Source organism: Nitrospira sp. Vd2, from assembly GCF_979581665.1.
Genome location: NZ_CEFZSK010000032.1, coordinates 1 through 13344 on the forward strand (window position 1 = coordinate 1; position 13344 = coordinate 13344).

A 13344-nucleotide genomic window follows, 5' to 3' on the forward strand; every position below is an offset into this window, starting at 1 on the left:
TCCTGGCCAGCGTGGCTCGATTTTGTCAGCGCACTTCAGAGACAGGACACTAGCTCGCTGGTGCCATAATAACGCCCAGCTCTTGGAAAGCTTCAGTGTGTGCCAAATCCTGGCGTTGCCGACCACGCCACATGGCACGATCAGACGTGTTGGCAAGATGGCCGCGACCGACTTGACCGCTATCGCGTTTCCCGAATTGGATGATGCGCAGGTCGCCACGTTGGCCACGTTCGCGACGCGCCGGTCCCTACGAGACGGCGAGTATCTCTTCAAGGCCGGTGACCGGCAGTACAACTTCTTCGTTGTCGAGCGCGGCGCGGTGGAGATTCTGGAGGATTCGAGCGGATCGCCCAAGCGCGTTGCGCTGCACGAACGCCATGCGTTCGGCGGTGACGTGAGCCTCGTGACCGGGCGGCCCGCGCTCGTCAGTGCTGTCGCCCGCGGCGCAACCGACGTCCTCGAGATCACGCCCCACGATATCCGGCGCATCATGGCTGAGCGGCCGGCGCTCGGCGACATCCTTCTCCGCGCCTTTATCGCCCGCCGGGAACTGCTCGTCGCCTCCGACTTCCGAGGGCTGCGCGTCATCGGATCCAGCGGCTCCCGCGACACATTCCGCATTCGGGACTTTCTCGCCCGCAATCAGGTCCCGTTCACCTGGATCGATATGGATCGGGAGCCGTCCGTCGGCGAGCTGTTGAGAGGATTCGGCCTCTGCGAGGCCGATACCCCGGTCATTGTCTTCGGCTCCGAGCCGTTGTTGCGCAATCCCTCCATGCGGGCGCTGGCCGAGCTGATCGGTGTGCGGCGGCCGTTACCGCAACAGACCTATGACCTCGTGATCATCGGCGGGGGCCCGGCGGGGCTGGCTGCCGCCGTGTACGGTTCCTCCGAGGGACTTACGACGGTCGTGATCGATGCGTGCGCGCCGGGCGGACAGGCCGGGACGTCATCGAAGATCGAAAATTACCTCGGCTTCCCGACGGGCATTTCCGGCGGCGAGTTGACAAACCGCGCGATCCTGCAGGCACAGAAATTCGGCACTCAGTTCTCCTCGCCGTCACGGGTGACCCGCCTGGCCTTTGTCGACGACCGTTGCCACGTTTGGTTCGACGACGACGGCCATGTCGTGAGCCGGTGTGTCTTGATCGCAACCGGCGCGGACTATCGCCGACTGGACATCCCCGGACGCGAACGGCTGGAGGGATCCGGCGTCTACTATGCGGCGACGGTGACCGAGGCACAGATGTGTCGCGGCTCTGAGGTGATTGTGGTGGGCGGCGGGAACTCGGCGGGCCAAGCCGCCATGTTCCTCTCCGACCAAACGTCAAAAGTCTACGTCGTGATCCGCGGCGAGAATCTTCGAACGAGTATGTCGAGCTATCTCGTGGACCGCATCGAACAAGCGGCGAACATCGAGGTACTGACGAATCTGAAATTTCTGCCCTGCTCGGAGACGGACGATTGGAAGGTTGCGAAATCACGAACCGGCGAACGGGCGACGCCCGACTCGTCCCCACCTCGGCGCTCTTCACCTTCATCGGCGCGATGCCTTGCACCGACTGGTTGCCACAGGAGATTGAAACGGACGCGAAGGGCTTCGTGAAGACCGGCCGACTGGTCTCGGATTCACCGTACTGGACGGCCAAGCGGAAGCCGTTCTTCTTGGAGACCAGCCGTCCGGGTGTCTTCGCGGCCGGTGATGTCCGGGTCGGCTCGACCAAGCGGGTCGCGTCGGCGGTCGGCGAAGGCGCGATGGCGGTGATGTTCGTCCATGAATATCTGGCATCGCGATGAAAGGACACGACCATGGCAACAACATGCGGACATCTAACCCAGATCCGCCAAGTCACCCCGAGCGCGCAAGGCTGTGAGGAGTGCCTGAAGACCGGCGATAACTGGGTCCATCTGCGCCTGTGTCTGACGTGTGGGCATGTGGGCTGTTGCGACTCCTCCAAAAACCGACATGCGACCAAGCACTATCACCAGACGAAGCATCCGATCATCCAATCATTCGAACGGGGCGAGCACTGGCGGTGGTGCTATCCGGACAAGCTGTTCATGGACGCCTGACGCACGCCTGCTCAACCTGCGCGCCGGTGACGGAGGACCGAGTCATGGCTAACGACACCTGGCCGGCACTGCCCTTGGACGAGTGGAGGGACACCTATGCGACCCTTCACATGTGGACACAGATCGTCGGGAAGATCCGGCTGGCCCAGACACCGCTGATCAATCATTGGTGGAATGCGACCCTGTATGTGACACTGCATGGACTGACGACATCCGCCATGCCGTACTGTGATCGCTCCTTCGAGATCGAGTTCGATTTCCTCGACCATACCCTTGTGCTTCGGGCAAGTGACGGCCGCGGCAAGACCGTCCGACTTCACCCACGGTCGGTGGCGGACTTCTATGCGGAAACTATGGAGGCGCTGCACGCATTGAGGACGCCCGTGACGATCTGGACCACGCCGGTTGAAGTCGAAGACCGCACTCCCTTTGAGGAGGATGAGAAGCATGCCGCCTACGATTCTCAATATGCGCAGCGCGCCTGGCGGATTCTGCTGGCGACCAGCCGCGTGTTGACGGAATTTCGCGCGCGGTTCATCGGCAAGGTGAGCCCGGTCCATTTCTTCTGGGGGGCGTTCGACCTGGCCGTAACCCGATTCTCCGGTCGTCGCGCGCCTCCCCATCCAGGCGCGCCGAATGTGGCGCGGTTTGTCGCCCGTGAGGCATACTCGCACGAGGTGAGCAGCTGCGGCTTCTGGCCGGGTGGCGGCCCTGTTGACCAACCGGTCTTCTACGCGTACGCCTATCCCGAGCCGGCCGGCTTCTCAGAATATCCGATCGAACCACCCGACGCCTTCTACCATCCGGTACTGAAAGAATTTCTCTTACCGTACGACGTGGTCCGGACGGCTCCATCCCCCGAGGATGCCCTGCTGGCGTTCGTGCAAAGCACCTATGAGGCCGCGGCTATTCTCGGAAAGTGGGATCGGGCGGCATTGGAGCGCCCGGCCGCGCACACGTGGCAGACCAGACATAACTGGTATCGGTAAATGATCGTGATTCGGCATCCCGCCCCATGCACGCGGCCCTTCAGACGGTGTTTCAAGTGATGGTCAGCGACGACGAAGGACCTCGAAGAAGTCCGGCAGCAGGAACGGGTGCGGCCACATGAGCTGTTCCGGCTTCCCTGCCCACTGAAGATTGGGAGGACCGCGGTGTCACTTGACGGAAAGGTGTTCATTATCACGGGCGCGGCCGGGGGCTTGGGCCAGGCGGTCGTTCCGGCTTTCGCTCGAGCGGGCGCGGTGACCGCATCGGTCGATCGTCATACTCCGGCGCATGTCTTGCCGGGCCACCAGGCATTCGCGGGCGATGTGACGGATGAGCGGGCCGTCCAACGGCTGATCGCTGAGGTGATGGCCAAGACCGGGAACGTCGATGGCCTGATCAATCTTGTCGGTGCCTTTGCGCCAGGTCACGCGGTCGAGACCGACGAGGCCGTCTGGCAGCGCATGCTCTCGCTGAACCTCACGTCGGCCTTCTTCGTCTCGAAGGCGATCGTGCCGCATCTGACTCGGCGGGGAGCCGGCCGGATCATCCATATCGGCGCCCGGGCCGCGCTCGATCCCTTTCCCGGCGCGGCGGCGTATCTTGTGGCAAAATCCGGGCTCATCGGACTCGTCAGGGCCCTAGCGCTCGAGGTAGCGGGCACGAGAGTCACCGTCAATGGCGTACTGCCGACCACGATCGACACGCCGGCCAACCGCCAGGCGATGCCGACGGCGGACGCGAACCGATGGGTGAAGCCCGAGGCCATCGCCCGTCTGCTCGTATTCCTCGCCTCCGACGAGGCGGCTTCGATCAACGGCGCACTCATTCCGATCGGGACACCGTGAGCGAGCTATCGGGCCGATGAGCAATCTCCAGAGCCTCGAAGTCGTCATTTTGCTGCTGGTCGTAGTCCTCGCGTTGACCACGCTGGCCCGCCGAATCCTGATCGCGTATCCCATCCTGCTGGTGCTCGGCGGACTCGCCTTGGGAGCCGTTCCCGGTCTGCCGATGATTCCACTGCATCCGGATCTCGTGTTCCTCGTCTTTCTCCCGCCGATTCTCTGGGGCGCCGCTTACTTCACCTCATGGCGGGATTTCCGGAAGAACTTGCGGCCGATCACGCTGCTGGCGGTCGGGCTCGTGCTGGCCACCACCGCGGCGATCGCCCTCGTGGCTCACGCGCTGCTGCCGGGATTGAGCTGGGCCGGCGCGATCGTGCTGGGCGCGATCGTCTCGCCGCCCGACGCGGTCGCCGCCACGGCCATGGGACGCCGCCTCGGGTTACCGCATCGGGTCGTCACCATCTTGGAAGGGGAAAGTCTCGTGAACGATGCGACGGCGCTCGTGCTCTACCGTGCGGCCGTGGCGGCTGTGGTCAGTGGCACGTTCGTCTTCAGTGATGTCTTGGCGAGCTTTCTGCTGGCTGGAACGGTCGGCGTTCTCATCGGGATTGCGGTGGGGAGGGCCGTGCGCTGGTCGTTATGTCTCACCAACGAACCATTCACCGACATCGGGGTGACGATTCTGGGCCCCTACGTCGCCTGGACGCTTGCGGAAGTCGTCCACGCGTCCGGCGTGCTGGCGTGCGTCGCGGGTGGACTCTATCTTCGCCGACACTTCAGCACCGTCGCCCCGGCGACGAGAATCCAAGCGCGGGCCGTCTGGGACTTCCTGGTCTTCTTGCTCAACGGCATCCTCTTCATTCTGATCGGCCTGCAGCTCGGCGGGTTCCGCGAGGTGATCGCCTCTCAGGGACTGGGATCTGTGATCTGGCAAGGCGCGATCATGAGCGCGACCGCGATCGTCGTACGCCTCATGTGGGTGCCGCTGGCCGCGATCATCCCGCGCGCCCTCAGCCCGAGGCTGCGGGCGCGTGACCCCATGCCGCCATGGCCGAATATTCTGCTGATCGGCTGGACCGGCATGCGGGGGATCGTCTCTCTGGCTGCCGCACTCGCGATCCCGCTGACCACCGCCGCCGGCGCGCTGTTCCCCTTCCGCAACGAGATCGTGCTGATGACGTTTGCGGTTATCCTATCGACGCTGGTGCTCCAAGGTTTGTCGGTGGGTCCGCTCATCAAGTTTTTCAAGATCCGGGATGACGGGACACATGAGCAGGAAACCGCGCACGCCCGCGAGCAGGCCGCGAGGGCGGCGCTCGCTCGACTTGATGAGCTGGAAGCGGACGGCGCGGCGGTGCCAGAACATCTCGACCGGTTGCGCCTGCATTATCGTCAGCGCGCCCGTCGCTTCTCCCATCCGTCGGCGGAGGATCCCGACTGTTCGGCGGAATCGGCCGAGGCGTATCGACGGATGCGGCACGAGACGCTGGCGGCAGAGCGTCGCGCCGTCATCGCGCTCCGGGACGATGAAATCATCAGTGATGCCGTCCTTCATCAGATTGAGCACGAACTGGACCTCGAAGCGTTGCGAATCGGCACGGGCGATCTGCGCTCGATCGAGACGCGTGGCGCCAGGCAGGTCAAGCTCAAGGCGTAAAGCGTGCGGGCTGGTGGCCGGCATCATGCCCATATGAGGCCTCCACCGCATACGGCCGGACCAAGAGACGAGCAACATCGCTCTGGTGCATGGCTTGCCTCAGTCGTTCTCCATCCCCAACCGTCATGCCCAACCCTCATGCCGGCCGCACCCGGCGGCAAATCACGCATCCTTCACGGAGCCGAACGCCAGCTTGCGACAAACCCACCTGTGCATACAGACGCAATGACGTACGGACGCCGCGTGCTCGTTCGATGAGGACCGGCGCTCATCCCGCGCAACGGCGTTGTGCCCACGACACGGTGTTGGGACTGCGAGGTGGATTGACTTTCGCTCGTTGCGATCTATCTGGATGGTTTTCGAACAAGGAGACGCGGCATGGACGCCGTACTCGATTTCCTCTCAGACAGCGAAACTACGAGGCAGGTGCCGAATGCCACGATGGAACGGCAGGACGACGGCGACCTCCTCGACGCGTATTCCAGGGCCGTAGCGGGGGCGGCCGAAACCGTCGGTCCCTCGGTGGTGAGCATCGACGTGCAGCGGAAGGGCCGCACCGGGCTCGTTCCAGCCGGTCACGGCTCCGGCTTCACCTTTACGCAGGATGGATTCGTCCTGACGAATAGCCATGTCATCCATCGAGCAGCCGCCATCGTCGTCGGGCTTGCCGACGGGCGGCGCGTCTCAGGGCATGTGATCGGAGAGGACCCGGACAGCGATCTCGCCGTGATTCGCATCGACGCTTGGCCGCTTGTCTCGGTCGCATTGGGCGATTCCCAGGCGATTCGCGTCGGTCAACTCGTGATTGCGATCGGCAATCCGTACGGGTTTCAGGCCACGGTGACGGCCGGTGTCGTCAGCGCGTTGGGCCGCTCACTGCGCTCGGCATCCGGCCGGTTGATCGACGACATCATTCAGACAGACGCCGCGTTGAACCCCGGCAACTCGGGAGGCCCGCTGGTGAATGCCCGCGGGGAAGTGATCGGCGTGAACACGGCGATGATCGCGGCGGCGCAGGGCCTGTGCTTTGCCATTGGTATCAATACCGCGAAGTTCGTCGCGGCTCGCCTCATTCGGGACGGGGTTGTTCGCCGCAGCTACATTGGCGTCGCGGGCCAGACGGTGCAGTTGCCTCGACGTGTGCTCCGGTACTACCAGCTGCAAACGGAAGCCGGCGTTCAAGTCATGTCGGTGGAACCGGGGAGTGCGGCAGAACAGGCCGGGTTGCGACCGGGCGATGTGATGGTGGAGTTCGACGGAAAGGCACTCGAAGGCATCGATGCGCTCCATCGGCTCCTGACTGATGAGCGAATTGGCGTGCCGGCTCAGGTCAGGATTGTTCGGCAGCTCGAGTTGATCACGGTCACGATCGTTCCGCGCGGCTCGCGCCTGCCGCCCGAGAATCCATTGGCCCACTGATGTTCCGCTCCGATGGCCGGGTCGGCCGCCCGAGCGGAACGTCTTTTTAAAGCGGTGGACAGTCGGAGTCAGCGGCCTGAATACGACCATATTCGCCGAAGCATTTCCAGCATTTCCAAATCACCAAATACTGCCCTTCACTTCGTCGCACTCAATTGCTTTTCGTCTCACGGCGGAAGCGGCGCCTTCATCAAGCAATTGCAGGACCGTGCTCTCCACGACGCTACCAAGCAGTCCTGACATCGATGTGCTGCGCGTGCGAAACCGCGCCTTCGACTTTTAAAACCGTGCGGGCCGTGTGCCGGCGCAATCGGACTCGTTCTGTTTTCGCAGAGTTAGCGTGCTCGCTCTCGCGCGTAGACCGCGGCCCAAAGATTGCTGTTACACAAGTGGTAGGTCGAATTGAGAGGAGGCTGACGGACATGGAGTCGCAAGGGAAAGATTATCTACAGCCCGGTGAGGTGGTGGAGGACATGCTCGGAGCGGCGAACGCCAAGCTCGAAGTGCCAAGCCAGCACTTGATTGTACGGGGCGCGCTCGCCGGGGCGTACCTGGGGATCGCGACCAGCATGGCGGTGAGCGTCGCCGTGGAGACCGGGTATTGGATTGTCGGCGCGCTGCTGTTTCCCTTTGGGCTCTGCCTCGCGATCCTGCTCAAGACGGAAATTATCACCGGAAGTTTTGCCTTGCTCCCTTGTGCGACGGCCCACGGAGAGAGCCGGGCATGCGTACGCCGTGTCGTCTCGAATTGGAGTCTGGTGTTCTTGGGAAATCTCATCGGCAGTACGCTATACGCCGTTCTCTTTGCGATCGCGCTCACCACCGGAGGAGATGCAGAGATCAACGCCGTGGGCAAGAAACTGATCGCCCTTGCCGAAGCCAAAACGACTTATTACGCGGCGCATGGAGGCGCGGGAATGCTTGCCGTGTTTACCAAAGCCATCCTCTGTAACTGGATGGTCAGTCTGGCCGTCGTCTTCGCCTTCTTTACGAAATCCTTCGCGGGCAAGATGATCGCGATTTGGGGGCCGACGGTCCTCTTCTTCTCACAAGGCTTCGAGCACGCGGTCGTCAATATGTTTGCGATTCCGGTTGGGATCCTCCTCGGCGCGCAGGTGACGGTCAGCCAATGGTGGGTATGGAACCAAATTCCCGTGACCCTCGGGAACCTCGTCGGCGGCATGGTGCTCACGGGCCTTGCGATTTACTTTACCCATCGGCCGCATCCCCTCATCGCGGAACGCGAGGCAGTGGCCGAGCCGAGATCCTTCTCCTCGGTCAGGTAACGACTCGTATGGTACAGGGCAACAGTATACCGCTCATGAGGCTCACCGGATGGCAGTTTGTGCTGCTCAACCTCGTGTTGGGCGTGGCCCACATGGTGGTCCTGTTCAACGCGGCATCGTATGTGGCGCTCCTCCCCCACGCTGCCAGCAACCTGGGCGCGGTCCTGCCCAGCTTCGGCACGTGGGCACAAACCGATTTCATGATCGCGCTTGCCTTGTCCTTTCCCCTCGCACGTTGGCTATCGGGACAGTTCGGCCGCGTCCGCGTCTTTGTCACCGCCTTTGTCCTATATGCACTGGCTTCGGCGCTGTGCGCGTTCGGAGAGACGATCGGCGCCTTCTTGCCGGCGCGCATTCTGCTTGGGATCGCCGGCGGTGTCACGCTTCCGCTGGGTCAGGCGCTGCTGTTGGAAGAGTATCCGGATCGGCTCAAGTCGGCCGGCCTCTCCATATGGGGCCTGTTCACGCTGATGCCCTTTACGCTCGGCCTCGCCTATGGCGGCTGGCTGGCCGATGAATGGGGCTGGCGCGCCCTGTTCTATCTCAACATCCCGGTCTCGCTCATGATTGCCGGCCTGACGTGGGCCTTGCTGGCCGAGCACAGCGAGCCCCGACGGCTGCGGTTTGATGCCGTGGGATTCCTCCTCTTTGCGCTCATCCTGGGTGGCATGCAAACGATCCTGAATCAGGGCAACGACTTTGATTGGTTCGATTCCCGATTCTTGCAAGCCGTGCTCGTGGTCGTCCTGATTGCGCTTCCGTGCTGGATCATCTGGGAGCTGGCGGAGGAAGACCCGGTCATTGATGTCCGACTCTTCCGCAATCGGAATTTCACGATCGGCTTACTCTGTCTCGTGCTGGGCTTCTTGCCCGTGCAAGGATTGCTGGCGCTGTTCGTGGTCCAACTGCAAACCCTCATGGGCTACTCCGCTACGCTGGCCGGACTCGTCTTCGTGCCCATGATTCTGTTTGGCGCCCCGATGATCGCGATCATGCATGAAGTCACGAAACGCGTCGATGCCCGATGGTTGGCCAGTCTGACCGCTGTGGGCTTTGCCGGCACGTTCTATTGGATCGGGCTCTTTGATGATCCCCACTCGTACGATCAAATCTTCTGGCCGATGGCCTTGGAAGGCCTGTTCCTCGGGATGTTCTTTGCGCCCTTGACGGCCTTGACCCTGCATGGCTTGTCCGGCCCGCACATGCTGCGCGCGGCGGAGGTGGCCAATGTTTTCCGCATCGCGGCCGGCGCCCTTGGCATCACGTGGCAAGGGGTGGTGCTGTTCCGCCGTCTACCCTTTCATCAGTTGCACCTTGCGGACCACTTTGGCGGACGCGTGTCCGTCTCCTATGACGCGCTGCAGGAGATCTGGGCCAAGCTTGAGGCGGCCGGGCTGGATCCAGCAATGATCCAACGCAAGCTCCAGCTTGTGTTGAAGCAAGAGGCGGGCATTTTGGCCTTGAACGATGCGTTCCTGCTCGCGGCCTATCTGTTTCTTGGACTCGCGGTGCTTGTGTGGTTTGCGAAATCGACACGCGTCCCCGTGCAGCCGGTAGCGGAACCGGCGCCCGCTCGGCATCCGGAGACCGTGATGGAGCCGGCATGATGGTGTCTCGCGAAGCCGTGCTGTCTGCCTTATCCCGTGTCGTCCTCGGGATGCTGATGGTCACCGTGACCAGTTGCGCGTGGATCCCGAAGGGTGATCCGCCGGCCGAGTATCTCGAGCCGCCGGAGCTGCAAGAGACGATGGCTGAAGTCACGAGCCAACTTCACCAGTGGCCGGACGATCGCTGGTGGGAGCGGTTCGGCAATCCAGAATTGAATCAATTGATGGAAACGGCCTTGCGGGATAATCCCGGGCTCAAGGTCGCGTCCGCCCGTCTGCGCGAGGCCCAAGGGCTGGTCCGCGTGGAAGGCGCGCGACTGCTCCCCTTCCTCGAGGCCGATGCGTCCTTAACGTATGAGCGGATCTCGCAGCATGGGGTCTTTGCGGCCTTGAATCGCGAAGTGGCCGGTGCCCGGATCCTCCTCGGCATCGTGAATCCCCTCAGCTTCCGGTACGAGTTTGATTTCTGGGGGAAGAACCGCGCGATGCTGGAGGCCGCGCTGGGACAGGCGGCGGCGGAAGAAGCGGAGCGCGCCGAGGTGCGGCTGCGACTGACCACCGGCGTGGCGCGAGCCTATTTCCGGGGCCAGGCCCTTCGCCAGCAGCTCGACCTCGTCAAAGCGATCGTCGAGATCCGACGGAACCTGAGGCAGTTGGCGGAGACGCGCTATAAATTGGGCCTCGACAACGACCTCGCCGTCAAACAAGCGGTCGCCGAATACGAAGCGGCCGTCAAACGGTACGCCGGCGTCCGCGATCAACTGGATGTGCAGCGGCATCTCCTCGCCCGCCTGGCCGGCAAAGGCCCGGATGACGCGGGGCACTTGTTTGCCAAGCCGGCGGTTATCATCCCGGATCAAGCCCTCGTGCCCGAGCATCTCTCGATGGGACTGTTGGTCCATCGGCCGGATCTCGCGGCCGCCTTGTATCGCGCGGATTCCGCGGCCCGCCTGGTGAAAGTGGCGAAGACGCAATTCTATCCGACCATCGATTTGACCGCCTTTGTCGGTCTCAACGCGTTGACGCTGACCAAAGGGGCGGACAAGCTCGCCAACCTGCTGTTTAACGGGCAAAGCTTCGCCTACGGGATCGCGCCAGGCATCCGCCTGCCCTGGTTTGAAGGAGGGCGGTTGCGCGGTGAACTCGCCGCACACCGTGCGGAATACGACGCGGCGGTGGAACTCTACAACCAGACCCTGCTCGATGCGCTCCGTGAAGTCGCCGACAGCTTGAGCGCCTGGCAAGCAACGCGAGAGATGCTGGACTCGCATAAGCGCCTCCTCGCGGCTTTGGGGCATGACTTGAAGTTGGCGAAGGTGCGCCTGGTGAGCGGGCTCGACGACGACCGGGAAGTGCTGCGGCATCGCCAGCCGGTGCTCGAGCAGGAGTACGCGTTAAAAGCCTTGGAGAGCGATCAACTGGTCGCGGCCGTGGATCTCATCGAAGCCCTGGGCGGCGGCTATCACAACGCCGATATCGAGAAGCGGCCCACCCATCAGTCGAGCTAGACCATGACGACGGCATCAACAACTTTAACCTCAGATACGATTCCTCAAGACAGTGATCCGCTGGCTCCGCTCCGGCAACGCCGCACGCGGCGTCTGCTGCTGGTCGGCATCGCGATCCTCATCGCGGGGTTCCTCTCCACCGGCTATTGGTGGACGTCGCTCCGGCCCTGGGTGGAAACGGACAACGCGTACGTGACGGGCAATTTGGTACCCGTCGACGCACAAGCCACCGGCATTATTACCCACGTGCTGGCGGAAGAAACGCAGTTCGTGAACAAGGGCGAGGTCGTGATCCGGCTCGACGAGCATGAAGCCGAGGCGGCCCTCGGCCGGGCGCGTGGGCGATTGGGCGAAACGGTGCGGCGGATCAACGCGCTCTATGTCCAGAAACGCCAGGTGGGAGAGAAGCTCGCGGCACGCCAGGCACGGCTCGAGGTGGTCCAGCATGACGTCGAGCGGTATCGTCGTGCCGTGCCGAGCGGCGCGGTGTCGCGCCAGATTTTGCAAAACGCCGAAGATCAGCTCCGGGCATTGACGGCGGACCTCCGCGAAGCGCAGGCCGAATACGACGCGCTCGAGGTTCAAATCGGTGGCACCACCGTCATGGAACACCCGGCCGTGGAGTTGGCCAAGCATGAATTCGTGCAGGCCTATCTCGAGTACACCCGCCAGCAGATTCGGGCCCCGGTGTCCGGGTATGTCGCCAAGCGGAAGGCGCAAGTTGGCGATCGGGTGCGGCCGGGATCGGGCCTCATGACGATCGTGCCGCTCGATCACCTGTGGGTGGAGGCCAATCTGCGTGAAAACGAATTGCGGGATGTGCGCCCCGGGCAAGAGGCATTCATCCGCGTCGACCTGCACGGCCGGCAGCACACCTATCGCGGCATCGTGGAAGGATTGGTACCGGGGACCGGCAGCGTGTTTGCGCTCTTGCCGCCGGACAACGCGACGGGAAACTTCATCCATATCACGGAACGCGTGCCGGTCCGCATTGCGTTGAATCCCGAGGAGATCCGGCAGTACCCGGTGCGGCCGGGCCTCTCTACCGTCACCAAGATTCGGGTCGATCAGCCGACAAATTCGGTCTGGACGTCGCTGGCCAAAGCCGAGACCGCGGAATACCAGACCGACGTCTACGATGAAGAAATGCGAAGCGCGGAAACGTTAGCGCAGACGGTGATGCAGACGAATCTGGTGGCCTTGAGTTCCGATCCCACCCGGTCCACTATCGCCACCACCACTCTGCCAACGGTGACACGTTCTTTCGAGACGAAAGGGAATCACCATGACGTCGCTGGTGTCACTCCTCGCGCTGTCGGGGATATTGCTCGCCCTGCCACCAAACGGCTGGAGCCAGAGGCTGGATTCTGATCGAATGGGTACCGTCGATCTCCGGAGTTCCTCGTCGGGGTTCGGCTCCTCTCGGCTCGCGCCGATTCCGCCGCCGTCCTTGCTGCCACCTCGAAGCCCTGATCAAGGGGAAGCGTATGTCCCACTGACACCGTCGATTGGCCCCGGGTCGGGGCTGATGGGCCCGGAAGGGGGCCGCGGCCCCTCTCGTCTCCGGTCGGGAGTTGACGATCCTCTTCCTCATGCCCTCCCGCCCCTTCCCGATCGCAACCTGAGGCCATAATGAAACCGTTCGTCGTGGCGACCGTCATTCTCGCGGCACTGCTGGGGAGCGGCTGTCTCAATTACCGCGTCGGGCAGGACGTCGAGAATCCGACCGTTCAGGCGACGAAGACCGGGCAGGACTGTGCCTACAACGTGTGGGGGCTCGGCTTCGAACCGTCCCGACGTGACGCGATGCGAGATGCTGGTGTAACGAGAGTGCGGAACACGTACGATCTCAATCGCTCCTTCTTTGGCATTGGTCGGTATTGCCACCTCGTGGTCGGTGAGTAACGACTAGTGTCCTGTCTCTGAAGTGCGCTGACAAAATCGAGCCACGCTGGCCAGGAT

General features: G+C 62.9%; 12 protein-coding genes. All 12 read left to right on the forward strand.

Going from position 1 to position 13344, the window contains the following annotated elements:
* Window positions 1–157 precede the first annotated feature (157 nt).
* The gene (locus AC1U7K_RS12125; protein ID WP_480251602.1) at window positions 158–1606 is read left to right on the forward strand and encodes an FAD-dependent oxidoreductase; all 1449 of its coding nucleotides are present in this window, start codon (window positions 158–160) and stop codon (window positions 1604–1606) included.
* On the forward strand, window positions 1603–1797 hold the full coding sequence (locus tag AC1U7K_RS12130; RefSeq protein WP_480251603.1) for a hypothetical protein: 195 nt from the start codon (window positions 1603–1605) through the stop codon (window positions 1795–1797). The genes AC1U7K_RS12125 and AC1U7K_RS12130 overlap by 4 nt, the downstream gene beginning before the upstream one ends.
* 12 nt (window positions 1798–1809) lie before the next feature.
* On the forward strand, window positions 1810–2073 hold the full coding sequence (locus AC1U7K_RS12135; protein WP_480251604.1) for a ubiquitin carboxyl-terminal hydrolase 14: 264 nt from the start codon (window positions 1810–1812) through the stop codon (window positions 2071–2073).
* 44 nt (window positions 2074–2117) lie between these two features.
* Window positions 2118–3062 carry a DUF5996 family protein gene (locus tag AC1U7K_RS12140; protein ID WP_480251606.1) on the forward strand — a complete coding sequence of 315 codons (945 nt, stop codon included), beginning with the start codon at window positions 2118–2120 and terminating at the stop codon, window positions 3060–3062.
* Window positions 3063–3227: 165 nt separating this feature from the next.
* Window positions 3228–3908 (forward strand): SDR family oxidoreductase, encoded by a 681-nt coding sequence (locus AC1U7K_RS12145; protein WP_480251607.1) that lies wholly within the window; start codon window positions 3228–3230, stop codon window positions 3906–3908.
* Between the two features lie 16 nt (window positions 3909–3924).
* Window positions 3925–5562: a Na+/H+ antiporter gene (locus AC1U7K_RS12150; protein WP_480251609.1), complete on the forward strand. Its 1638-nt coding sequence runs from the start codon at window positions 3925–3927 to the stop codon at window positions 5560–5562.
* Window positions 5563–5940: 378 nt separating this feature from the next.
* Window positions 5941–6981, forward strand: coding sequence for a S1C family serine protease (locus tag AC1U7K_RS12155; RefSeq protein ID WP_480251610.1), 1041 nt, complete (start codon window positions 5941–5943; stop codon window positions 6979–6981).
* Between the two features lie 422 nt (window positions 6982–7403).
* Window positions 7404–8267, forward strand: a complete 864-nt coding sequence (locus tag AC1U7K_RS12160) for a formate/nitrite transporter family protein (protein WP_480251611.1) — start codon at window positions 7404–7406, stop codon at window positions 8265–8267.
* A 35-nt stretch (window positions 8268–8302) separates the two neighbouring features.
* Window positions 8303–9874, forward strand: coding sequence for a DHA2 family efflux MFS transporter permease subunit (locus tag AC1U7K_RS12165; protein ID WP_480251613.1), 1572 nt, complete (start codon window positions 8303–8305; stop codon window positions 9872–9874).
* Window positions 9871–11382: an efflux transporter outer membrane subunit gene (locus AC1U7K_RS12170; protein ID WP_480251615.1), complete on the forward strand. Its 1512-nt coding sequence runs from the start codon at window positions 9871–9873 to the stop codon at window positions 11380–11382. The genes AC1U7K_RS12165 and AC1U7K_RS12170 overlap by 4 nt, the downstream gene beginning before the upstream one ends.
* A gap of 3 nt (window positions 11383–11385) precedes the next feature.
* Complete coding sequence (locus AC1U7K_RS12175) at window positions 11386–12753, forward strand: HlyD family secretion protein (protein WP_480251616.1); 1368 nt, start codon at window positions 11386–11388, stop codon at window positions 12751–12753.
* Between the two features lie 261 nt (window positions 12754–13014).
* Window positions 13015–13287, forward strand: coding sequence for a hypothetical protein (locus AC1U7K_RS12180; protein ID WP_480251618.1), 273 nt, complete (start codon window positions 13015–13017; stop codon window positions 13285–13287).
* Window positions 13288–13344: the final 57 nt, after the last annotated feature.